Origin of the sequence: Bradyrhizobium sp. CCGUVB14 (assembly GCF_024199935.1) — a bacterium.
Classification (GTDB): Bacteria; Pseudomonadota; Alphaproteobacteria; order Rhizobiales; family Xanthobacteraceae; genus Bradyrhizobium.
The window spans coordinates 3,902,748-3,924,681 of the sequence record NZ_JANADS010000001.1; the positions used below are offsets into that span (position 1 = coordinate 3,902,748).

The window sequence follows — 21,934 nt, forward strand, 5'->3', positions numbered from 1 at the left end:
AAATGCAATGCGCTGCATCTTATCGATGGCGTGAATGAGCGCGTATGACTTGTCCCTATAGACTAGGGGCATGAACATACTTTCGATTGCGACATCCGGACTTTCTGCCGCGAGCTTGCGCGTGAACGTGGCCGCGAGCAACATCGCCAATGTCAGCACGACCGGCCCGCTACCCACCTCAGGCGGATCGAGCACATCGGCAGGTGCCGGCAGTTCGAGCACCAGCTCGACTTATCCCGCAGCCTATGTGCCGCTGCGGGTCGATCAGGTCGCCCAATCGAGCGGCTCGACGCCAGGCGGCACGATCGCGACGGTGTCGACCGTTTCGCCAAGCTATACGGCACAATCCGACCCGAACGCTCCCTTCGCAAACCCGGACGGTCTGGTCGCGGCGCCGAACGTCGATCTCGCCAGCGAACTGGTTCAGCTGGCGACCGCGAAGTACAGCTTCATTGCCAATGCGAAGGTGATTCAGGCCTATTCGGAAACGACAGAGTCGCTGCTCGATATCAAGACGTGATGGCTGACGGATCGCGCCGATACCGGATTTGATCTCGGTCAAAATTCGCCTCCCCGAAACCAGGTAAAAGGGATTAGATTGTTGCCGGGGCAGCAGGGAGGTCCCATGTCAACTTATGTCGTCAGGTTCATGAAGGACGTGCTCGGCCAGTATGGCCGGCAGATCGAGGTCTGTCAGGGCGCGCTCGAGATCGACGCCGCCGACGAGGACGAGGCCAGGGAGCGGGCGAAGGCGAGGTTTTGCAAGGACCAGGCGCTGCATCACTGGTCGCTGCATGCCGACCGCATCCAGGTCAGGCCGGCCGACTTTCCGTCGTAAGGTTTAACGTCCCGGTGCCGTGAGTGATGGCGGCGCGGTGACGCCGGCGCCGAGCGAACGCTGCACCATGGCGGTATCGGACCAGTGGCCGTGCCGATAGGCGACGCCGCAGAGCAGGCCCACGCGCGCAAATCCGAACTTCTCGTGCAGCGCCAGCGAGGGCGCATTGTCGGCATCGATATAGCCGATCATCTGGCGGAAGCCAGCCGCCGCACAAGCGTCGATCAGCTCCTGGAGCAGCAGCCGTCCGACGCCGCGGCCGAGATGCTCGTGGTGGACATAGATCGAGTGTTTGGCCGTGTAGCGATAGGCCGGGCGCTTGCGGAACAGCACCGCGTAGGCATAGCCGACGACCTCGCCGCGATAGGTCGCCACCAGATGCGGCAGCCGGGTCTGCTTCAAATTCTTGCGCCGGTCGCGCAGATCGTCGGGCTCCGGCGCGCCGGTTCCCTCGACGTCCCGTGGCACACCATTGCGGACATGATGGCGGTAGATCGCCAGCATCGCCTCGATATCGTTCTCACGTGACGGCCGGATCAGAACCGGCTCGTCATCGGTGCGTGCAATCGCTGTTTCGTTCATCGGCACCTACTCGGCAACGACGTAAGTATAAAGCCCAATGCGACCGCGCGCATCGACCTCCTTGTAGACGCCCTGGATTTCCACATCGAAGCCCGGGAACGTGTTGAAACAGGTCTCGAACATCTTGAGATAATCCACCATGGGCTTGGCCCGTTCCGTCAGCCGCTCGCCGGGAACGATGGTGGCGATCCCGGGGGGATAGACCACAAAGGGCGTGGTGGCGATGCGGCCGGCGATTGCCTCGATCGGCAGATAGTCGACGTCGTTCTTGAACAGGAAGCGCGCGGCATCGCGCGGTGACATCGCAATCTCCGGCATGTGCTCGGGCATGAATTGCCGCGCCTGGAGCGCACTGACATCGGCAGCGCGGAAGAAGCGGTGCATTTCGCCGCAGAGGTCACGCAGCCGCACGCCGGCATAGCGTGCATGCCGCCGCTGGTAGAATTCCGGGATTGCGTCCGCCAGCAGCGCATTGTCGTCGTGCAGTCGCTTGAACGCGACGAGGCCGGAGATCAGCGTGCCGGCCTTGCTGGCCTCGACGCCCGGCGTGAGCAGGAAGAGCAGCGAGTTGAGGTCGTTCTTTTCAGGCACGATGCGGTTTTCGCGCAGATATTGCGCGACGACCGGGGCAGGGATGCCGTGATCGGCATAGGCGCCGGTGGTGCGGTCGAAGCCGGGGGTCAGCAGCGTCAGCTTGTTCGGATCGGTCATGGCAAAGCCTTCGGCCATGCCGGCGAAGCCGTGCCAGTTGCTGTCGGGGCCGAGCTGCCAGAGCGCGGGATTGGTGGCGAGCTCGTCGGTCGACAGCGTCTCCCAGGCAACGTTATGCGCGGCGCCGGGGCGGCCTACGTCGGGAATGGCGACGCGATCGGGCACGAACGGCTCGAAGAACCAGCGCCGGTCCGCGTTCTGTTCTTTCTCTTCGAACTCCCGGCGCATCGCGCGGATTTTCTTGCGCAGCTCGATGCCGAGCCTGATCGTGTCGTCCCACAGCACTTCGCCGGAGCGGCCCTTCATCATCTGTGCGCCGACGTCGAGCGAGGCGAACAGCGGATAGAACGGCGACGTCGAGGCGTGCTGCATGAAGCTTTCGTTGAAGCGGCGGTGCTCGACGCGGCGCTTCTGGCCGCGGATGTGGCGGTCCTTGATGTGGATCTGCGAGGCCTGCGAGAAACTGGCGAGCTGCTTGTGGGTCGACTGCGTCGCGATGATGCCCGGCGCCTCCGGCGGAAGGTTGGCAAGCCCCATGGCGAAGCGGCCGGCATAGAGCGGATGGAACTTCATGAAGCCGGCCCAGGCCTCGTCGAACAGGATGTATTCGCAGAGATGGCCGATGCGCTTCAGGATCATTTCGGCATTGTGGATCGTGCCGTCATAGGTGCATTGCTCGACCACGGCGACGCGGAATGGCCGCTCCTTGCGCCAGGCGTCCTTGTCCGTGACCAAAGGATGGTTGCGGATCGCCTCGCGCAGCGCCTTCTCGTCGAGCACGTCCCAGCGCATCGGTCCGATCAGGCCCCAGGCATTGCGGATGGTCGGGACATAGACCGGAATGCCGCCATTAATCATCAGCGCGCCGTGATGGGCGGCCTTGTGGTTGTTGCGGTCGAACAGCACGAGGTCGCCGTCGGTGACGAGCGCGCCGAGCGCAACCTTGTTCGAGGTCGAGGTGCCGTTGAGCACGAAGTAGGTCTTTTCAGCGCCGAAGATCGCTGCCGCCTCCTTCTGCGCCTTCAGCGCCGGCCCCTCATGGGTGAGGAGGTCGCCGAGATCGAGCACGGAATTGTCGAGATCGTCGCGGAACACGGATTCGCCGAGATGCTCGACGAACACCCGGCCGATCGGGCTGCGGTTGTAGAACACCCCGCCATTGTGGCCCGGGCAGGTCCAGAGCTGGTTGCCTTCCTCGGCATAGTCGACCAGCGCGCCGAAGAACGGCGTCTTGAGCGTCTCGGCATATTGCTTGAGCCGGCTGATCAGGTTCTTGGCGATGAAAGTCGGCGTCTCCTCGGACAGGAAGACATAGCCGTCGATGAAGTCGAGCACCTCGACCGGCAGGTCCTCGAAGCGCTTGCGCCGGATCAGCAGGATGATCGGGAAGTCGAGGCCGCGGCGTCGCATCAGGTTGATCAGTGCCGAGGTCTTGCCCTCAAGCCCCTTCTTGCCCCAATCCACCACCATGCAGCCGATCGCGGCATCGGTCTGCACCGCCATTTCCGCGTCTTCCAGCTTGCGGGCCCGAACCACCTCGAAGCCGGAGCGCTGGATCTCCTCGATGATCTGGTTGAAGCGGACGCCCTCGAGGTCGTCGGCGTCGAAAACAGGTGCGGCGAACAGGAAGTTGAAGCGCTTGAAATAGTCCATGGCGTGTCCCGAATGTGCAGAGACTGACAGGTCTCGGCACATTCGATGACAGTTCTATGACAGTGCTCAGCTTGCGCTGGCGATGACCATCCGCTTGCGCCCGAAATTGGCCACGGCCGCCTCCGAGACGCCGAAATTATTGGCAAGCAGATGGCGCGGCGCCTTCGCCAGCCAGTCGCCGAGGCTGCTTTCGTGGTAAGTGCCGCTGTCGAGCACACCGATCACTTCGGCATCCTCCTGGCCGATGTTCTGGATGGAGTGTCCGCAATTGGTGGGGATATAGGCGCATTCTCCGGCCGAGAGGTCTGCAACCGCGACCCGCTTGTCGAACGCGAACAAGGTCACGCGCGTGCGTCCCTTCAGGACGTAGTGCCATTCGTTGGCGTCGGTGTGCCAATGCGGCTCGTGCATCGCGCCGGGTTTGAGCTTGAGCACGGTTCCGGTCATGGTGCTCGAGACCGGAAACTCCTTGGCGGAGGCGACGTAAAGCTGACCGCCCGCCGTGCTCACGCGCGGCTTCTGCGCCATCAGTGCGAAGCGGTGGGTGCGATCGCGATCCAGCGCCCGGGCGACTTTTGCCTGCGGACCGTCGAGCGCCAGCACCTCGCCCTGCATGATGTAGGTCTCGGCTTTCGGATTCGGGCTGAAGGTCTCCGTGGAGACGCCCAGCGCCTGTGACAAGGCCGGCGCGTCGTAGCGGCTCATCCAATCGCTGATCCCGAAGGTGCCGTGTTCGGAATAGAGACCGTCATCGAAGGCGAGGATGGCGTGACAGGGGGCTGACCCCAGCGTCTGGATGGCGTGGCTGTGACCCTTCGGGAAGAACCAGAGATCGCCGGGCCCAAGGTTGGCGACTTCGAGCTGGCCCTCGGGATCGACCACCGTCACCTGGCAATGGCCGTCGACGAGATAGGCCCATTCGGCCGAATTGTGCCAATGCATTTCGCGGGCGCCGCCCGCGTTGACGAACAGATGCGCGCCGGCAATTCCGGTCGCGAGCGGAAGCGTGCGGGTCGTGACCTCGCGCGCCCAGCCGCCGGATGTGGCCTTGATCGGTCCCTTGTCGAGCGAGGCGGTGAACACCACGGGATCACCCGACTTTCGCGGGATCGTCTTCAGGAACTCGGATGCCGGGGCGACGTCGTAGCCGGCAGCATGTCCATCGGGCGCTGCGAGCGCGGATTTGGCGGCGCCGAGGACTCCGGCACCGAATGCAACGGATTGAATGAAAAGACGGCGGCTGGATTTGAACATCGAAGACCTCAAAACCGAAAGGTTGTATGAAACGGATCGCGAAAACGGCGATGCTGCACACCTTCATAGGTCCGCGAAGGCGCCCGTTGCGCCTCAACCGTTCGGCTGAATTGGCCTCAATTATCTTTGATGGCGGAATGAATGCGACTGTGAAGTGATGCGCTTGACGGCGCGACCGCGCGCGCCGCGAACGACTCGGCTACCGCTTCGTCTCGCCGAACACCACCGTCGGCACCGCGCGATTGACGACCTCGCGCAGCGCGAAGCTCGATTGCACCCGCGCCACGCGCGGCAGGCGCGACAGCTCGGTGCGATGGATACGCTCGAAATCCTGGATGTCGCGGGCGAGCACGATCAGGATGTAGTCGTCGGTGCCCGACATCAGGAAGCAGCGCACTACGGAGGGGCACTTCACCACCTCCGCCTCGAACGCCTTCAGCGCCTCGTCGCTCTGGCTCTCCAGCGCGATGCGCACCAGCACCGTGGTGGTGAGGCCGAATTGCGCCAGATCGAGCGCGGCCTGGTAAGCCTGGATGTAGCCATCATCCTCCAGCGTCTTCTGCCGGCGCGCCAGCGCGGTGCTGGAGAGGCCGACCTTGTTGGCGAGCTCGGTGTGGCTGGCGCGCGCATTGGTTGTGAGTTCCGCGAGGATCGCGAGATCTTTCCGGTCGAGGGCCAAGGTTTCGATTCCAGCGTCAAAGGACATTTCCACGACCGAAACGGGCGCGGGACGGCCAAAGCTAGCGGATATTTGCACGAAACCAAACCGGCCTCGTCGCTACGATCACGGGGGGAATCAAAAAGGAGCTGAGGATGCGTGTCGGTGTGCCCAAGGAGATCAAGGTCCAGGAATATCGCGTCGGGCTCACCCCGGGCGCGGTCCGCGAATACGTCGCAGCCGGACATGAAGTGACGGTCGAGACTGGCGCCGGCAGCGGCATCGGCGCGTCCGACGAGGTCTATCAGCGGGCAGGGGCCTCCATCGCCGCGAGCGCACGCGACATCTTTGCCAAGTCCGACATGATCGTGAAGGTGAAGGAGCCGCAGAAGAGCGAATGGGCCCAGCTCCGCGAAGGCCAGATCCTGTTCACCTACCTCCATCTTGCGCCGGATCCCGAACAGGCCAAGGGCCTGCTTACGTCCGGCTGCACCGCGGTCGCCTATGAAACCGTCACCGACGCGGCCGGTCACCTCCCCCTGCTCGCGCCGATGAGCGAAGTCGCCGGCCGCCTCGCCATCGAGGCCGCCGGCGCCGCGCTCAAGCGATCGGCCGGCGGTCGCGGGCTGCTGCTCGGTGGTGTGCCCGGCGTGCAGCCGGCGCGCGTCGTCGTGCTCGGGGGCGGCGTGGTGGGAACTCAGGCCGCGCGCATGGCGGCAGGCCTCGGTGCCGAAGTCACTGTGATCGACCGCTCGATTCCTCGTCTTCGTGAGCTGGACGACGTCTTTCTCGGGCGGGTGCGCACCCGTTTCTCGACCATCGAGGCGGTCGAGGAGGAGGTGTTTTCCGCCGATGTCGTGATCGGCGCAGTGCTGGTGCCCGGCGCCAGCGCGCCAAAGCTCGTGACGCGTGCGATGCTCAAATCGATGCGGCCGGGGGCCGTGCTGGTCGATGTTGCGATCGACCAGGGCGGCTGCTTCGAGACCTCGCATGCGACCACGCATGCGGAGCCGACCTACGAGATCGATGGCGTCGTGCATTACTGCGTGGCCAACATGCCGGGCGCGGTGCCGGTGACGTCGAGCCAGGCGCTGAACAATGCGACGCTGCCGTTCGGTTTGATGCTCGCTGCCAAGGGCTTTGCCGCCGTGCTGGAAAATCCGCATCTGCGCAATGGGCTGAACGTGCATCGCGGCCGCATCACCAACAAGGCGGTCGCGGAAAGTCTCGGGATGGACTTTGCGCCGGTGGGGAGTGAACTCGCGGCCTGACGATGTGGTGAGGTTTACGCCTTCGTCAGCCGGTACTGCCCGAGATCCGGATCGTGCGTCATGCGCCAGTAGTCCACGAAACGCCACGGCATCGCCGAAAACACGCGGCCGCTCGCGTTGCGGTAGTAGGTGCTCATGCCCGGATGGGTCCAGATCATCGCCTCGTGCTCAGTATCGACCTTGCGGACATAGTCGTCGAGCACGTCCGGGCGGACGTCGATGGCGGCAACGTCGTGCTCGATCATGTCGACGAGGCAGGCGGAGATGTAACGGCTCTGGCATTCGGACTGGAAGATGACGCTGCCGCCATGGGCCGGCCCTGAGTTCGGGCCGAGCATGCAGAAGAAGTTGGGGAAATCGGGCACGGTGAGGCCAAGGAATGCTGTCGGATTGTCGTTGGCCCAGGCCTCGCGCAAATTCTTGCCGTCGCGACCGCTGATGTTGAGGCGCGCGGCCATTTCCGTCACCTTGAAGCCGGTCGCGACGACGATGATGTCGGCGGGACGGCGGTCACCGTCGGCGGTGACGATGCCGCTTTCATCAAAATGGTCGATCGCGTCGGTGACCAGCTCGACATTGTCGCGCGTCAAGGTCTTGAACCAATTGTTGTCGAGCAGGATGCGCTTGCCGTACGGCGGATAGCTAGGCACGCATTTTTCGATCAGGTCGGGCCGGTCCTTCAGCTCGGTCAGGATGAAGTCGGTCAGTTCCTGGCGATGCCGGTCGTTGCCCTTGTTGACGGCGCGCTCCGGATGCGGCCAGGCCGGGTCCTTGCGCAGGAACGGCAGCAAGCCGTCGCCATAGCGCCAGAACATGTTGAAGCGGTACCACTGCACATAGAACGGAAGATGCGCGAGCAGCCAGCGCGCGCCTTCGCTGATGGGGTCGGCATAGCCCTTCACCGGCCGTGCCCACTGCGCGCTGCGTTGGTAGACGGTGACCGAGGCGACACGGCCCGCGATCGCCGGCACCAGCTGCATCGACGTCGCGCCGGTGCCGATCACGGCGACATGCTTGCCGTCGAGCTTGATGTCGTCCGACCAAAGCGCCGAGTGAAGTATCGTGCCTTTGAAGTTTTCTTCGCCCTTGAAGTGGGCGCGTGAGGGATCGTTGAGCTGCCCGATGGCCGAGACCAGCGCGGTGGATTCGAAGGTCTCTTCGCCCGCCTGCGTCTTCAGCGTCGAGAGCCAGCGCCGCTTGCCGTCGTCCCAGCGCGATGCCGTCAGCTCGGTGTTGACGCGCAGATGCTTGCGGATGCCGTATTCGTCGGCGACCTTGAGCAGATAGCCGAGCAGCTCCTCGCGCTGGCAGAAATAGCGCGTCCACGCATTGCCGGAGCCGAACGAGTAGGAATAGGAGTGGTTGGGCGTGTCGACGCCGCAGCCGGGATAGCGGTTGATCCACCAGGTTCCGCCGAGTTCGGCGTTCTTCTCGACGATAGTGTAGGGGATGCCGAGATGGCCGAGCGCCACGCCGAGCGCGATGGCGCAGACGCCGGCGCCGACGATCAGCACGTGCTGATCCGCAAGCTTTCCGTCCGAAGGCTGCTTGGTCCAGCGCGGCTCGCGCGACACAAAGCCCATCTCCTCGCGCATCAGCGGTGCATATTCCGGTGCGACGTTTTCGCCGAGGCACGCGCGCATCATCTTCAGCAGCAGCTCTTCGCCGGGATCGGTGATGACAGGCGTCGGGGTGCCATCGGCAAACAGCTTGACGACGGCGGCGCGGATTTCATCCTGGATCTCGCGGGGCACGCCGGCCTCGGGGTCGGGGATGAGGCGGATGTCGCGCTTGGGCAGATAGGGCGGTTCGAGCCAGCGCGTGTCGCCGGTCATGTGCACCAGCACCATCAGCAGGCAGCGGATGTCGGCTTCGGCAATCGCCGAGGCGAGGTCGAGCGGCTGGCGGGGAGATTCGATGTTCATGGCGTGTCCTGATCTCCGGATGCACTGAAGAGGCCGCGCGTCATCAGCTTGCGATAGGCGGAGATGACGTGGTCCGGCACGGCGGTGACCCCGTTTTCCGAATAGGAATAGCGTCGGCTGAGATATCCGCGCGAGCCCATCAGCATGTGCACGATCGCCTCGAACTCCTCGTCGCTGTAATCCGCGATTGCGCCTGAGCCACGCGCGCGACGCAAGATGCGGACATAGGCGACCGAGATATTGTCGAGATGCTTCTGGTAGCCGATCGGTGCGAAGAACTCGGCCTCGTTGAGGATGCGCAGGAATTCCGGCACCTCACGGATGAAGTCGAAGAAGGCGGAGAAGCGCGCGATCTCTTGTCGTGCCGCGTCCGCCGTGCCCGTGCGTGCACGGATGAACTCGACCATGTCGAGGCCGATCTTGGGCAAGAGCTGGTCGAGCAGTTCCTGCCGGTTCTCGAAATGATTGTAGAACGTGCCTTGCGCGACGCCGGCTTCTTCGGTGATCCGGGCGACGGAGGCTTCGGCATAGCCATGCTTGCCGACGACCTTGGTCGCGGCGTCAAAGATCTTCTGCTTGGTCCAGGCGTTGCGCTCGACACGATTGAGCTTCGTGACCTTGGCATTCGCTTGCGTCATTCAGACGTCTCCAGCTCGGCGCGCAGCACGCGCTTGAGAATTTTACCCGACGGATTGCGCGGTAGGCTGTCGCGGATGATCAGCTCTTTCGGTACCTTGAAGCTCGCCAATCGTGCGCGGCAGTGCTCGGTGAGGGCAGCGAGCGCAAGGCTTGTGCCTTCGGTCAGCACGACAATGGCGACGGGACGCTCGCCCCAGCGTGCATCGCGCAGGCCGATCACCGCGACTTCGCGCACTTCAGGCAGATCGTAGATCACGCGCTCGACTTCGGAGGAGGCGATGTTCTCGCCTCCGGAGATGATCATGTCCTTCTTGCGGTCGGTCAGATACAGAAAGCCGTCGTCGTCGAGATAGCCGATGTCACCGCTGCGGAACCAGTCGCCGAAAAAGGCGGACGCCGTCTTCTCCGGATCCTTCCAGTAGCCGCGTGTGATCTTCGGTCCGCGCAGGCAGATCTCGCCGTTGACGTTCGGCGGCAGCGTCTTGCCGTCCTCGTCGCGGATCTCGATCTCGACATGGGCAATGGCGCGGCCGGTCGAGCCGATCTTCTCGATCTCGCGGCCGGCTTCCATAAACGTGTCGCCGCCCACGGTCTCGGTCAGGCCATAGGCGTCGATGTAACGCGCAGCGCGGAAATACTCGGAGAAGGCACGGATGCGCAGCTCCGGCGTCTTCTCGCCGCCGCCGATCGCCCATTTCAGGCTCGAGACGTCGTAGCGATCGCGGGTCGGGCAGGTGAGCATCGCCGTGGTCATGACGGGCGCGAACCATGCGGCGTTGAGCCTGTCGTCGGCGATCGCCGCAAGCGCGGTCTCCGGCTCGAAATTGCGTTCGACATGGATGAAGCCGCCATGCCAGAGCACGGCGATGCCGGGCAAATCGAGCGCGCCGACGTGATAGAGCGGACCGACGACGAGCAGGCGTGTATCGGCGCTGAGGCCCAGCGCGATGGTCTGGTCCGCCGACTTCCAATAGAAATTGTCGTAGGTCAGCATGACGCCCTTGGGGCGGTCGGTCGTGCCCGAAGTGTACATCAGCCGCATCAGGTCGGATGGCTGGCGCACATGCATCGGAGCCGGGGGCGCGTCACTCGCAAGCCGCGTCACGCTCTGCTGCGCGGCTTCGTCGAGTACGACAATCGTCGCGCCGGCTGCATTCGCCGCCAATTCCTCGTCGACGATCAGCAGCCGCGCCCCGGCATTGCCGACGATGTAGCTGACCTCATCGCGCGAGAGCCGAAAGTTGATCGGCAACAACACTGCGCCGAGATGGCTGGTGGCGAAGACGAGCTCCAGGAACGCCGCGCTGTTCTTCATCAGGACGGCCACGACGTCACCCGCCCCGATGCCCTGGGCCGTAAGCCAGCCCGCGGCCTGTCGGACGCGCGCGTCGAAGGCGGCGTAGGAAATCGCCTCGCCGCGGTATTTCAGCGCGGGCCGGTCCGGCGTTTGCCGGGCGTGAAAGGCGATGAAGCTCGAAAGATTGATCATTTGACGGGCTTTGGGCCAGTTACGGCCCTGTTTCCTCGGATGATGAATTCTGACTCATAATTCATAATTGGCTTGACGTCACCCCCCTTGCTCTGAAATCCTCATGCCTACGGAGACGAGACGATCTCCGACGGGAATCAGGAAACGCCGACCCGAAAGAGGGAGGGGAAGATGACGAGAACCCGCACGCCGGGCATCAGCCGCCGTTCGACACTGGCGCTGATGGGCGCCGGCGCGATGACGTTTGCCGCCCCATGGGTGGCACGCGCACAGGCCAAGACCATCAAGATCGGCATGCCGACGATTTTGTCGGGCCGCGTCGCACAGCTCGGCACGTCGTCGCGCAATGCGGTGATGCTCGAGGTCGACAGGGTCAACGCCGCCGGTGGTCTCGCGGGCCGGCAGATCGAGATGGTAATCCGTGACTCCAAGGGGCAGCCGCAGGAAGCCGCCCGCGTCGCACGCGAGCTCGTCAATACCGATGGCTGTGAATGGCTGATCGACGGCGAGGCGTCGTCCGGTTCGTTCGCGGTTCACGAAGTTGCGCGCGATCTCGGCGTGCTCTGCGTCCACACTTGCTCGGAGGCGTCCTCGTTGACGGCCGATCCGAAGCAGCACATCCCGAACGCGTTCCGCTGTGTGCGCCAGGGCATTCACGATTCCATCGTCGGCGGCAGCTACGCGGCTGCGATAGCGAAAGCCAAGGGCCTGAAGAAATGGGCGACCTGCTCGCCGGACTATGCCTATGGCCGCGACACCACGGGCGAGTTCACGCTGTATCTCAAGCGCTTCGCGCCCGACGTCGAGGTCATCAGCGAATCCTGGCCAAAACTGTTCCAGCCCGACTACACCGAGGTCGTGACGAAGATCCTGCAGGCCAAGCCGCAGGCACTGTACTCCTGCCTGTGGGGCGGCGATCTCACCTCCTATATCGATCAGGCCAACATCTACGCGATGTTCACACAGATGGAGGTGTTCGCGGTGAACATGGCCGACTACACCGCGCTCACCGTGGTGAAGAACCTGCCCAAGGGCATTCATTCCGGCAATCGCTACATCAAGACGTTCCCGACCACGCCGGAGAACGCCGCCTGGGGCGATGCCTACAAGGCCAAGTACAACGAGTATCCGACCAACTGGTCGTGGCAGAACGCGACCGCGGTGATGTTCCTGGCCGACGCCGCCAAGAAGGCGAACTCCACCGACGGCAAGAAGATCGCGGAGGTGCTGAAGGGCCTCACCATCAAGTGCCCGTTCGGCGCCGACGGCACCGTGACGATGCGCGGCGACGACCACACGCTGGTCGGTTACGCCATCGGCTGGGGCACCACGATCCCACAGGAGCCCTACGTGCCCGAGGTCAAGGCCGGCGACTGGAAGACCATCTTCGAGCTCGAGACCGAGTGGAAGAAGAGCAAGGGTTATATCTGATCACGCGCAGGGCGGGGACGGACAGCCGTCTCCGCCATCTTCGTTTCGTTTTCCGCGCCGCCTTTGGCGCACGACAATGAAAGTGCTCCCGTGGATCTCGACGCGCTCACCGGCTGCCTCTCCAGCTCCGCCTGCCTGGTGACGCAAACCACCAGCGGACTCATCATCGGCATGCTGCTGTTCCTGGTCGCGGTCGGGCTGACGCTGATTTTCGGCGTGCTGAAGGTCGTCAATTTCAGCCACGGCGCCTTCTATATGTTCGGCGCCTATTTCGCGATGACGGCCTATCATCTCACCGACAGCTTTGCGCTGGCGATACTGGCGGGCGCGGCCGGCACCGCCATTCTCGGCCTGATCTTCGAGCGCGTCTTCATGAGCCGCGTTTATGGTGCCGACGTACTGATGCAGCTCCTCGTCTGCTACGCCTTCGTGCTGATCTTCGACGACGTCGTGCGCATCATCTGGGGACCGGAATTCAAGTCGATGGGCATGCCTGCGGCGTTCCAGGTGATGCCGCTGTTCATCGCGGGCGGCGTGGTGCCGCCTTATTATCTGCTGCTGATCGGCATCGCGCTTGTTGCCGCGATCGTGCTCGGCATTGGATTGTCGCGCAGCCGCATCGGCAAGGTGATCCGTGCCGCGGCGCATAATCCCGGCATGGTGTCTGCGCTCGGCATCAACACCGGCCTGATCTATGGCGGCGTGTTCGCGCTCGGCGGCATGCTGGCGGGTCTGGCCGGCGCGCTGGCCGCGCCGGTGCGGTCGTTGACGCCCGGCATGGGATTCTCGGTGCTGATCGAATCCTTCATCGTCACCGTGATCGGCGGCATGGGCTCGATCCTGGGCGCTCTGATCGGTGCGCTACTGCTCGGCCTGATCAGGTCCTTCGGCTCGCTCGGTTTTCCCCTGTTCACGGAAGGCCTGATGTACCTGTTCATGGTGATCGTGCTGGTCTCCAAGCCAACCGGCCTGTTCGGCGAGGAGGCGGCATGACCGAACTGGAGGCCGGGCGTGCGCAAACGCTGGCACCGGGGCGCGATGGCGCCGTGCTGCAACGCTACCGCGACGTGCTGATCGCGCTGATTGCCTTCGCCGTGTTGGTGAGCCTGCCGCTGTTCACGGGCAGCAAGGCGCTACTCGATTTCGTCATTCGCTGCTCGGCCTACGGCCTGTTCGCGACCTCGCTCAATCTGCTGGTCGGCTATACCGGCTTGACCTCGTTCGGTCACGGCATGTTCTTTGGCCTTGGTGCCTACAGCTTCGGCCTGATCATGCAGAAGCTCGGCGTACCCATTCCGGTCGCCTTCGTCGCGACGCTCGCGATCACCGCGATGATCGCGGCCATCATCGGCGCGATCTGCGTGCGGTTGAAGGAGATCTATTTCGCCTTCGTCACGCTGGCCTTCCAGATGCTGATCCACTCGACCATTTTGTCCTGGGCCTCCTTCACCGGCGGCGACCAGGGCCTGCGCGGCGGTATTCCGCGCCCGGTGTTCCTCGGCATCGATCTCGCCAATCACGTCCATCTCTATGTCGCGAGCTGCGCGCTGCTGATCCTCGGCCTGCTGGCGATGCGCCAGATCGCGCAATCTCCGTTCGGCTACACGCTGCGCATGATCCGCGACAACGCCGCGCGCGCGAGCTTCCTCGGCATCGACGTCTGGCGCGCCAAGCTGACCGTCTTCGTGCTGGCGGCGCTGTTCGCCGCGATGGGCGGCATGGTGATGGCGCTGTTCGTCTCCGGCGCCTATCCGGAGTTCGCCTACTGGACGATCTCGGGCGAGGGCATCTTCATCAACATGCTCGGCGGCGTCTCGACTTTTTTGGGGCCGATGGTCGGTACCGTGCTGCTGCTCCTGCTCAACGACACCGTCACGCGTTTCACTGAATATCATGGCATCGTGCTCGGCGTGGTCATCCTGTTCTTTGCGCTGGGCCTGCGCAAAGGCTTGCTGGATTTCGTCGCCGAATGGTTTGCGCACCGGCGCGATGCAGGCGAGGGACGTTAGCGATGCTCGAGATCCGCAACCTCGTAAAGTCGTTCGGCGGCGTGAAGGCGACCAACGACGTCTCACTGGACTTCCCCGACGGCTCGCTCACCGCGGTCATCGGCCCGAACGGCGCCGGCAAGAGCACCTTCTTCAACCTCATCACCGGCGCGCTGAAACCTGACACCGGCCAGGTCCTGCTCGACGGCGTCGATCTCGCCGGCCGTTCGCCGCCGGAGATCGTGCGTCACGGCATCGGCCGTGCCTTTCAGGTCGCGAGCATCTTCAGGTCGCTGACGGTGCAGGAGACCATGCTTGCCGCCGTCAGCGCCGACCAACGCTCGTCGGCAGTGCTGCACAAACGCTTTCCGCTACCGGAGACGCGCGACCGCGCCGAACATGTGATGGAGCTGCTGGGCCTCGCGGGAAAGCGCAATCGCACCGCAGCGACACTGTCGCATGGCGACCAGAAGCTGCTCGACATCGCGCTGGCGCTGGTGCTCGAACCAAAGGTGTTGCTGCTGGACGAGCCGACCGCCGGCATGGGCCCGGAGGAGCGCTGGCGCATGATCGACAAGGTGCGCGAGCTCTGGGAGACCCAGAAGATCACCGTCGTCTTCATCGAGCACGACATGGATATCGTGTTCAAGATCGCACCCAAGATTGTCGTGCTCTGCTACGGCCGCATCCTCGCGACCGGCACGCCGGACGAGATCCGCAGCAACAACGCCGTGATCGACGCTTATCTCGGCACCGAGCATGCCGGAGCCGCCGCATGAGCGCCGCTGTCATCGAAGTCGCCGATCTCGACGTCTATTACGGCACCAGCCAGATCCTGTTCGGCGTCGACCTGTCGGTGCGGCAGGGCGAGACCATGGCGCTGCTCGGGCGCAACGGTGCCGGCAAGTCGACGACGATGAAGGCGATCATGGGCCTGGCGCCGCCGCGGCGCGGCAAAGTCAGTCTGCGCGGAGCGGTGATCTCCGGCCGGAAGCCGCATCACATCGCGCGCGCCGGGCTCGGCTTCGTGCCGGAGGATCGTCAGATCTTCCCGGAGCACAGTGTCGAGGACAATCTCGTCATCGGTCGCAAGAAAGGCCCTGACGGCCAGGACGAGTGGCCGATCAAGCGCATCTACGAGGTGTTTCCGCTGCTCGAGCCGCTGCGCCATCGCATCGCCGGCCGCCTGTCCGGCGGCGAGCAGCAGATGCTGGCGATCGCGCGCACGCTGATGGGCAACCCGGCGCTGCTGCTGCTCGACGAACCGAGCGAAGGACTCGCGCCGATCATCGTGCAGCGGATCGGCGAGTTGTTGCGGCAGCTCCGCCAGCTCGGCTCGACGGTGCTGATCGCCGAGCAGAACATGCATTTCTGCCTGGGGCTGGCGAGCCATGCCACGGTCATCGACAAGGGCCAGATCGTCTATGCGGCCGGGATCGACGAGCTGAAGGCCAATGACGCCATTCGGCGGCGCTATCTGGCCCTCTAAGCCGGGCCGCCGGTGTCCAAATGGGCCGGAAGAAGAAAACTATTGCGTCATGGGCGCCCGGCGGAAGGAGTTTCCCCTTCGGGGGGCAAATACGCCAATCGCTTCCATTGCCGTTTGGGGCCGAAACGACGACATTCCATCCAGAATTTGATGGATTGGCATAGCCATGGAACGCACTGGATTTGAGCCCTTCGGCGAGCAGCTGGTCTCCGCAACGGATACCCAGCCGAAGTCGCGCGCTGCAAAGCTCGTGCTGCGGGCCGGCACGGGCCTGTTTTGGTCGCTGGTCGCCGCGATTGTGGTGGCGCGCGCGGCTTTCTTCGAGCCGGGCGTCTATGACAGCTTCAGCCACATGGCTTCGCTCGCCAAGAACTTGTTGTTCTGAGCCGGGTTATTCCGGGGCTGAGGATAGAACTTCCCTCGGCCCTGATATGCTGAAAACTTATTCCCCAACCCGAGCGCCGTGCGTATAAATCTTTCTCCTCTGGGAGAGATTTGTGTCGCAGAATCAAGCATCCAGCCCGGCCGATTCCAAGCCGACCACTGCCGTAAGCCGCATTCTTGCGCTGATTCCCGGCATTCTTCTCTGCATCGCCGTGGCCGGCGTCTCGGCCCTGCTCGAACGAGCGGAGCTGGGCGTTTTCGAGCATCCCTATGTCGAAGCGCTGGTGATGGCGATCCTGCTCGGGATGGCCGTGCGCAGCTTCTGGAAGCCGGCCCCACGCTGGCAGGCCGGCATTGCCTTCAGCGCCAAGCAGCTGCTTGAAGTCGCGGTCATGCTGCTGGGCGCCTCCATCAGCTTTGCCGCCATCGCGGCCTCGGGCATCGCCCTTTTGGCGTCGATCGCGGCCGTGGTCGTGGTGGCCCTTTGCGTCTCCTTCGGTCTTAGCCGTTTGCTTGGCCTGTCGACGCGGCTGTCGATCCTGATCGCCTGCGGCAATTCCATCTGCGGCAATTCCGCCATCGCGGCGGTGGCGCCGATCATCGGGGCCAATAGCGACGAGATCGCGTCGTCGATCTCCTTCACTGCGATCCTCGGCGTGATGATGGTGCTGGGCCTGCCGCTGCTGATTCCGCTGTTGCAGCTCACCGCCACGCAATACGGCATCCTTGCAGGCCTGACCGTCTATGCTGTGCCGCAGGTGCTCGCGGCGACGGTGCCGGCCGGTCTGATCTCGACGCAGATCGGCACGCTGGTCAAGCTGATGCGCGTGCTGATGCTGGGGCCCGTGGTCGTCGGCCTGTCACTGGTGGCCTCGCGCTGGCAGACCGGTGCCAAGAAGACCAATGTCGGCTTCTTCCGCCTGGTGCCGTGGTTCATCCTCGGCTTCCTCGCGCTGGCGACGTTGCGCTCGCTCGAGATCGTGCCGGGCACGGTGGTGGCTCCGATTACGCGGATCACCGGTTTCCTCACCGTTGTGTCGATGGCCGCTCTTGGCCTCGGCGTTGATGTGAAGGTGCTTGCCAATGTCGGGGGCAGGGTGACGGCCGCCGTCACGCTGTCGCTGATGCTGCTGCTGGGCATCAGCATCGCACTGGTGCATTGGTTCAAGTGATCAGGGTGACGCTGCCGTAGGGTGGGCAAAGGCGCGGCAGCGCCGTGCCCACGATACAGTTCGTCGTATGACAAAGTGCGTGGGCACGCTTCGCTTTACCCACCCTACGAGACTGCCATCCCCGCTAGCGAGAGTGAATCAAATCACATCAGCCAGCGAATGGCCGTGCAGCTCGATGTTGAGCCCCTGCATGCCCATGTCGCTGATCTCACCGCCCATCGCCTTCAGGCTCTCCTCGCGGATCAGCGACATCAGCCCGCGCCGCAAGGCCAAAAACTCCGACGACATCATCATCGACTGCTGCCGCGGCCGCTCCAGGGGAATCGGGATCTCGGCCTTGATCGAGCCAGGACGTGCGGTCATGCAGTAGACGCGGTCGGAGAGGAAGATCGCCTCGTCGATGTCGTGGGTCACGAACAGCACCGAAATCTTCAGCCGCTGCCACATGTTGGTGAGGATCTGCTGCATGATGACGCGGGTCTGCGCGTCGAGGGCGCCGAATGGCTCGTCCAACAGCAACACCTTTGGGCCCGTCGCGAGCGCGCGGACGATGCCGACGCGTTGCTTCATGCCGCCGGAGAGCTTTTCCGGATAGTGCTTCTCGAAGGCTTCGAGGCCCGCGAGCCCGAGCAGCGTGCGCGCGGCGCGTTCGCGCTGCGAGCGCGGCATGCCACGCATCTTCAGGCCGAACTCGACATTCTCCCGCACCGTCTTCCAGGGGAACAGCGAATATTGCTGGAACACCATGCCGCGCTCGGCGCTGGGGCCATTCACGCGCTCCCCATCGACCGTGACAATGCCCGTGGTCGGCTTGAGAAAGCCCGCGACCGCATTGAGCAGCGTCGACTTTCCGCAGCCGGAAGGGCCGACGATGGAGACGAACTCGCCCGGCTTGACGTGGATCTGCGTGTCCGTGACGGCCTGAACCGGCCCCTCGATGCTGTCATAGCTGAGGGAGAAGTTTCTGACCTCGATGTGGCCCTTCGGTTCGCTCGCCAGAATCTCGCTCATCTCGTCGACCTCCACGGCATCACCAGATGTCCTGCGGCCCTGATCAGCAGGCTCGATCCGAGGCCGAGCACGCCGATCGCGATCATGCCGAGCGCGATGTCGGCATACTGGACCAGCGAATAGGCTTCCCAGGTGAAATAGCCGATGCCGTACTGGCCCGAGATCATCTCGGCCGCGATCAGCGACACCCAGGCGACGCCCATGCCGATGGTGAGGCCGGTGAAGATGTGCGGCAGCGATGCCGGAAAATACACCTCGCGGAAGATCGAGCGCTCGCGCGCGCCGAGACATTGCGCGGCGCGCACCAGCACGGGATCGACCAGCGACATGCCGTGGAGCGTGTTGACCAGGATCGGGAAGAACGAGCCGAGGAAGGTGATGAAGACGATGCTCTGTTCGTTGGTCGGCCACAGCATGATTGCCATCGGCACCCAGGCGATCGCCGGGATCGGCCGTAGCACTTCGGCGACCGGGAAGATGATCTCATGCACCAGCTTGAAGCGGCCCATGATCAGGCCGAGCGGCACCCCGACGATCGCCGCCAGCGAGAAGCCGATGAAGATGCGGCGGCAGCTCAGCACGATGTGCATCAGGAATTTGGGATCGTGGATCGCCTTGGTGAAGCTCGCATAGACCGCCAGCGGCGAGGGCACATTGGTGAAGCGCACGAAGAATACGACGCGGTAGGTCGTGAGCAGATGCCACACCAGCAGGAAGGCGAGCAGTGAGATGATGCCGATCGCGGTCGCGCGCAGTCGTCCCTGGTTCAGCCGGTACCAGCGCAACGCGAGCGTGCCGAAAGAGGGCGGCGGCGCGGGCGGTGCGGGAGCCGCCTCCACGGTTGCGGCTGGCATGCTGTCGTCGCGCTGTCTGAGGATCGCGGGGCTGCTCACGTCTTCCCTCCGCTGACGGCCGTCTTCACCGCGTCGTCGAAGCCGAGCACCTTACCGCTGATCTTGGCGGCGTAGGCCTCCGCGTCCTTCTTGAGCAGGAACGGCGCGACGTCGCCATTGCCGACCGCGAAGAAGGCCTGGTCGGCGAACAACTTGATGCCGCGCGTGGTGTCGAAAACGTAGGCGACGTTGATCTTCTTGCCCTTGGCCTTGAAGTCGGCATAGGCGCCGAGCGTGCAAGCAGCGGACGAGAACGGCAGGATGCCGGCGTCGTCGACCCAGACCTCGCCGGCCTTGCGCGGATCGGTGATCGGCTTCCTGCAGAACGCGTCTTCGCCGGTGATTTCGTAGTTCTTGGTGCTTCCAAGCTGTGCGTCATAGTCGAGCTTCATCTCAGCATACGCCTTGCGGATATAGCTGTCGTCGACCCACTTCTTCGGATCGAACTCCTTCATGCGGCCGAGATTCTGCAGCACCTTGACGTCGGTCGCGGCCGCATCGATCAGCGCCGGCTTGACCGTCGGGTCTGTGGTCATGTTGCCGCTGGGACCCAAGAAGATGTAGACGACTTCCTTGTTGATGCCGGTCCATTCCTGGATCTTCTCGGCGGCGAGCTTGGGATCGTCACGCAGCCACTGGTTGGCGGCGATCAGCGCCTTGAGGTAGGCGACGACGACCTCCGGATATTTCTCGGCGAAATCGGTGCGGACGACGATGCCGTGGAAGGTCGGCAGATTCGTCTCGACGCCGTCAAAGATCTTTCGCGCGAAGCCGCGGAAGGGGAGCAATTCGGCGAAGGGGACGAAGTCGGCATGCGCGTCGATCTTCTTCTCCTGGAGGTTGGTCGAGCCGACCTCCGGGCTCTGGCTGACGAGCTGGAAGAAATCGGCCGCATAGCCGCGGTCCTGCATCGCCTTCAGCACCATGCCGTGCGCGGCGGAGCCGAAGGGTACGCTGACGAGCTTGCCCTTGAGATCGGCGAGATCGTAATAGGGCGAGTCCTTGTGGACGACGATGCCATTGCCGGAGCCGGAAAGGCTGTAGGCGGCGATGCCGATCAGCCGGCTCTTGCTCTCGGGATTGCTGTCGAAGGTGAAGCCGTTCACGATCAACGGATAGTCGCCCATCATGCCGATCTGCAGCTTGTTCGCCATCATCGCGTTGGTGACGGGCGGACCGGACGTGAAATTCTGCCACTCCAGCTCGAACTTGATGTTGGAATATTTGCCGTCCTTGGGCAGGTATTTTTCGAGGAGATGGAGCTGGCGGATGACGACGCCCGCGGTCACCGTGTTGGTCGTGGTGTCCTGCGTTCCGATGCCGAGGGTAACGGTTTCCGCCGAAGCCGGCTGCGCGAGGAGCAGCGCCAGCGATGTCACCGACATCGCGATCGAGAGCGTGGGAAGATGGCGGACCATTCTCATCCTCATTCGGTTGGATGTGCTGTGGTTGCCATGATTGGGGGAGGGCCCCGACAGGGCAAATCCGGAATGATGACCGCAGTCGATTAGTTGCCGGGAAAAGCTGATTGCATACTCCTTGGGCAGTCCTGCACTATAAAGCCGCTTGCCTGTGCACCGGCTCTAGTCGCCGCTCTGGCCGCGCATCTCTTCCAGAATGTCGGTCCGGCACACCACGATCTGCGAGCGCTTGGTCACCACGATTCCCTTCTCCTGCATGCGCTTCAGGCTGATCGTGACCCATTGCCGGGTCGCGCCGACCATGTGGGCGATGTCAGCGTGGGTGAAGGCGGCCGCAATCACGCGCCCGTCGGCGTCCTCGACGCCGTAGAGCTCGACGAGATGCAGCAACAGATGCGCGAGGCGCTGCGTGATCGAGCGCGTTCCCAGCATCTGGGCCAGCGCAGAATAGCATTTGCCCTTGAAGGTCAGGCCCTCGATGAGGCCGATCGCGAGGTTCGGGATCTCTGCGGCAAGCGACCGCAGTTCCTTTCCGGGCAGGTGCACCACGCTGCAATTGCTGGATGCGACGCCGGACCATTGATGCACTGTGCCTTCGAACACTTCGGGCCCGCCGACGAAATTGCCGACATGCCAATAGGCGAGCGTGATCTCGCGCCCGAGTGGCGAGGTGTAGAACACGCGGATACGACCGCTCTCGATCAGCCAGATGCCGTCATGCTTGCCACCCTGGCTGAACAGCGTCTGGCCGCGGTTGAGCACTTTTCGCCGGCCCTGCTTCAGCACCAGTTCGCGCTCGCGCTGGGTGAGCTTGTCCATCAGCGGCGGCGGCCCGCCGATCCATTGCTGGTTCTCGGTCAGCAGCAGCGAGGAGCTGCCCGCAGGCCGAACTGCCGGGGGAACAGTCCCGCGAACCGCACTCGCCGCCTGCAACATCGTCTGCCTCCGGAACGTTCAAAATCGTTCTAAAGAGGAGCAATGTCCGTGCCAGATTCACTCCGCTGTCGTCGCCCGGCTTGTCCGGGCGATCCAGTATTCCAGAGACGTCAATGGGTTACGGAGACGCCGCGGCGCACTGGATTCCCCGCCTTCGCGGAGAATGACAGCGGAGCGGGGGGATGTTTG

The 21,934-nt window shown here is 63.7% G+C and carries 21 protein-coding genes; 10 read left to right on the top strand and 11 right to left on the bottom strand.

The window, feature by feature from the left end; genetic code table 11:
- Positions 1-70: 70 nt before the first annotated feature.
- On the top strand, positions 71-520 hold the full coding sequence (locus NLM32_RS18015) for a flagellar basal body rod protein FlgC (protein ID WP_254130262.1): 450 nt from the start codon (positions 71-73) through the stop codon (positions 518-520).
- Positions 521-625: 105 nt separating this feature from the next.
- Positions 626-838: a hypothetical protein gene (locus NLM32_RS18020; protein WP_027531168.1), complete on the top strand. Its 213-nt coding sequence runs from the start codon at positions 626-628 to the stop codon at positions 836-838.
- Positions 839-841: 3 nt separating this feature from the next.
- Here the strand turns inward: NLM32_RS18020 and NLM32_RS18025 are convergent, their stop codons facing one another.
- The 4 genes from NLM32_RS18025 to NLM32_RS18040 form a co-directional block, all read right to left on the bottom strand.
- Entirely contained in the window at positions 842-1,420 is a 579-nt protein-coding gene (locus NLM32_RS18025) for a GNAT family N-acetyltransferase (protein ID WP_254130263.1), read from the bottom strand.
- Between the two features lie 6 nt (positions 1,421-1,426).
- Positions 1,427-3,784, bottom strand: a complete 2,358-nt coding sequence (locus NLM32_RS18030; protein ID WP_254130264.1) for an Orn/Lys/Arg decarboxylase N-terminal domain-containing protein — start codon at positions 3,782-3,784, stop codon at positions 1,427-1,429.
- 66 nt (positions 3,785-3,850) lie between these two features.
- Positions 3,851-5,038: a cupin domain-containing protein gene (locus NLM32_RS18035; protein WP_254130265.1), complete on the bottom strand. Its 1,188-nt coding sequence runs from the start codon at positions 5,036-5,038 to the stop codon at positions 3,851-3,853.
- A 199-nt stretch (positions 5,039-5,237) separates the two neighbouring features.
- Positions 5,238-5,717, bottom strand: coding sequence for an Lrp/AsnC family transcriptional regulator (locus NLM32_RS18040; protein WP_187437017.1), 480 nt, complete (start codon positions 5,715-5,717; stop codon positions 5,238-5,240).
- Between the two features lie 134 nt (positions 5,718-5,851).
- Between NLM32_RS18040 and ald the strand changes: the two genes are divergently transcribed.
- Positions 5,852-6,967, top strand: coding sequence for an alanine dehydrogenase (ald, locus tag NLM32_RS18045; RefSeq protein ID WP_254130266.1), 1,116 nt, complete (start codon positions 5,852-5,854; stop codon positions 6,965-6,967).
- A 14-nt stretch (positions 6,968-6,981) separates the two neighbouring features.
- Here ald and NLM32_RS18050 read toward each other — a convergent pair whose 3' ends face one another.
- Genes NLM32_RS18050 through NLM32_RS18060 form a run of 3 tightly spaced genes read right to left on the bottom strand, consistent with a single transcriptional unit; the run spans position 6,982 to position 11,020 of the window.
- Positions 6,982-8,892 (bottom strand): NAD(P)/FAD-dependent oxidoreductase, encoded by a 1,911-nt coding sequence (locus tag NLM32_RS18050; protein ID WP_254130267.1) that lies wholly within the window; start codon positions 8,890-8,892, stop codon positions 6,982-6,984.
- Positions 8,889-9,530, bottom strand: a complete 642-nt coding sequence (locus NLM32_RS18055) for a TetR/AcrR family transcriptional regulator (RefSeq protein ID WP_254130268.1) — start codon at positions 9,528-9,530, stop codon at positions 8,889-8,891. Before NLM32_RS18055 ends, NLM32_RS18050 begins: the two co-directional genes overlap by 4 nt.
- Positions 9,527-11,020 carry an AMP-binding protein gene (locus NLM32_RS18060; RefSeq protein ID WP_254130269.1) on the bottom strand — a complete coding sequence of 498 codons (1,494 nt, stop codon included), beginning with the start codon at positions 11,018-11,020 and terminating at the stop codon, positions 9,527-9,529. Before NLM32_RS18060 ends, NLM32_RS18055 begins: the two co-directional genes overlap by 4 nt.
- A gap of 171 nt (positions 11,021-11,191) precedes the next feature.
- Between NLM32_RS18060 and NLM32_RS18065 the strand changes: the two genes are divergently transcribed.
- From NLM32_RS18065 to NLM32_RS18095, 7 genes are all read left to right on the top strand, one after another.
- The gene (locus tag NLM32_RS18065; protein ID WP_254130270.1) at positions 11,192-12,451 is read left to right on the top strand and encodes an ABC transporter substrate-binding protein; all 1,260 of its coding nucleotides are present in this window, start codon (positions 11,192-11,194) and stop codon (positions 12,449-12,451) included.
- Between the two features lie 90 nt (positions 12,452-12,541).
- A complete protein-coding gene (locus tag NLM32_RS18070) occupies positions 12,542-13,444 on the top strand; it encodes a branched-chain amino acid ABC transporter permease (RefSeq protein WP_254130271.1) in 903 nt (300 codons plus the stop codon).
- The gene (locus NLM32_RS18075; RefSeq protein ID WP_254130272.1) at positions 13,441-14,460 is read left to right on the top strand and encodes a branched-chain amino acid ABC transporter permease; all 1,020 of its coding nucleotides are present in this window, start codon (positions 13,441-13,443) and stop codon (positions 14,458-14,460) included. The genes NLM32_RS18070 and NLM32_RS18075 overlap by 4 nt, the downstream gene beginning before the upstream one ends.
- Before the next feature lie 2 nt (positions 14,461-14,462).
- Positions 14,463-15,218: an ABC transporter ATP-binding protein gene (locus NLM32_RS18080; RefSeq protein ID WP_254130273.1), complete on the top strand. Its 756-nt coding sequence runs from the start codon at positions 14,463-14,465 to the stop codon at positions 15,216-15,218.
- Positions 15,215-15,928, top strand: a complete 714-nt coding sequence (locus tag NLM32_RS18085) for an ABC transporter ATP-binding protein (RefSeq protein WP_254130274.1) — start codon at positions 15,215-15,217, stop codon at positions 15,926-15,928. Before NLM32_RS18080 ends, NLM32_RS18085 begins: the two co-directional genes overlap by 4 nt.
- Positions 15,929-16,094: 166 nt before the next feature.
- A complete protein-coding gene (locus NLM32_RS18090; RefSeq protein ID WP_254130275.1) occupies positions 16,095-16,313 on the top strand; it encodes a hypothetical protein in 219 nt (72 codons plus the stop codon).
- A gap of 112 nt (positions 16,314-16,425) precedes the next feature.
- A complete protein-coding gene (locus tag NLM32_RS18095; RefSeq protein ID WP_254130276.1) occupies positions 16,426-17,484 on the top strand; it encodes a putative sulfate exporter family transporter in 1,059 nt (352 codons plus the stop codon).
- Positions 17,485-17,622: 138 nt separating this feature from the next.
- On the opposite strand, the gene NLM32_RS18100 is transcribed toward NLM32_RS18095, so the two are convergent.
- The 4 genes from NLM32_RS18100 to NLM32_RS18115 all read right to left on the bottom strand — a co-directional run bounded on the left by NLM32_RS18100 (position 17,623) and on the right by NLM32_RS18115 (position 21,745).
- Positions 17,623-18,495: an ABC transporter ATP-binding protein gene (locus tag NLM32_RS18100; RefSeq protein ID WP_254130277.1), complete on the bottom strand. Its 873-nt coding sequence runs from the start codon at positions 18,493-18,495 to the stop codon at positions 17,623-17,625.
- A complete protein-coding gene (locus NLM32_RS18105; protein ID WP_254135346.1) occupies positions 18,492-19,349 on the bottom strand; it encodes an ABC transporter permease in 858 nt (285 codons plus the stop codon). The genes NLM32_RS18100 and NLM32_RS18105 overlap by 4 nt, the downstream gene beginning before the upstream one ends.
- 35 nt (positions 19,350-19,384) lie before the next feature.
- Complete coding sequence (locus NLM32_RS18110) at positions 19,385-20,806, bottom strand: ABC transporter substrate-binding protein (RefSeq protein ID WP_254130278.1); 1,422 nt, start codon at positions 20,804-20,806, stop codon at positions 19,385-19,387.
- Positions 20,807-20,971: 165 nt separating this feature from the next.
- Entirely contained in the window at positions 20,972-21,745 is a 774-nt protein-coding gene (locus tag NLM32_RS18115; RefSeq protein WP_254130279.1) for a Crp/Fnr family transcriptional regulator, read from the bottom strand.
- Positions 21,746-21,934: the final 189 nt, after the last annotated feature.

Coding starts and splice junctions, on each gene's coding strand:
- NLM32_RS18015 (WP_254130262.1), top strand. CDS start 71: ATGAACATACTTTCGATTGCGACATCCGGACTTTCTGCCGCGAGCTTG.
- NLM32_RS18020 (WP_027531168.1), top strand. CDS start 626: ATGTCAACTTATGTCGTCAGGTTCATGAAGGACGTGCTCGGCCAGTAT.
- NLM32_RS18025 (WP_254130263.1), bottom strand. CDS start 1,420: ATGAACGAAACAGCGATTGCACGCACCGATGACGAGCCGGTTCTGATC.
- NLM32_RS18030 (WP_254130264.1), bottom strand. CDS start 3,784: ATGGACTATTTCAAGCGCTTCAACTTCCTGTTCGCCGCACCTGTTTTC.
- NLM32_RS18035 (WP_254130265.1), bottom strand. CDS start 5,038: ATGTTCAAATCCAGCCGCCGTCTTTTCATTCAATCCGTTGCATTCGGT.
- ald (WP_254130266.1), top strand. CDS start 5,852: ATGCGTGTCGGTGTGCCCAAGGAGATCAAGGTCCAGGAATATCGCGTC.
- NLM32_RS18050 (WP_254130267.1), bottom strand. CDS start 8,892: ATGAACATCGAATCTCCCCGCCAGCCGCTCGACCTCGCCTCGGCGATT.
- NLM32_RS18055 (WP_254130268.1), bottom strand. CDS start 9,530: ATGACGCAAGCGAATGCCAAGGTCACGAAGCTCAATCGTGTCGAGCGC.
- NLM32_RS18060 (WP_254130269.1), bottom strand. CDS start 11,020: ATGATCAATCTTTCGAGCTTCATCGCCTTTCACGCCCGGCAAACGCCG.
- NLM32_RS18065 (WP_254130270.1), top strand. CDS start 11,192: ATGACGAGAACCCGCACGCCGGGCATCAGCCGCCGTTCGACACTGGCG.
- NLM32_RS18075 (WP_254130272.1), top strand. CDS start 13,441: ATGACCGAACTGGAGGCCGGGCGTGCGCAAACGCTGGCACCGGGGCGC.
- NLM32_RS18080 (WP_254130273.1), top strand. CDS start 14,463: ATGCTCGAGATCCGCAACCTCGTAAAGTCGTTCGGCGGCGTGAAGGCG.
- NLM32_RS18085 (WP_254130274.1), top strand. CDS start 15,215: ATGAGCGCCGCTGTCATCGAAGTCGCCGATCTCGACGTCTATTACGGC.
- NLM32_RS18090 (WP_254130275.1), top strand. CDS start 16,095: ATGGAACGCACTGGATTTGAGCCCTTCGGCGAGCAGCTGGTCTCCGCA.
- NLM32_RS18100 (WP_254130277.1), bottom strand. CDS start 18,495: ATGAGCGAGATTCTGGCGAGCGAACCGAAGGGCCACATCGAGGTCAGA.
- NLM32_RS18105 (WP_254135346.1), bottom strand. CDS start 19,349: ATGCCAGCCGCAACCGTGGAGGCGGCTCCCGCACCGCCCGCGCCGCCG.
- NLM32_RS18110 (WP_254130278.1), bottom strand. CDS start 20,806: ATGGTCCGCCATCTTCCCACGCTCTCGATCGCGATGTCGGTGACATCG.
- NLM32_RS18115 (WP_254130279.1), bottom strand. CDS start 21,745: ATGTTGCAGGCGGCGAGTGCGGTTCGCGGGACTGTTCCCCCGGCAGTT.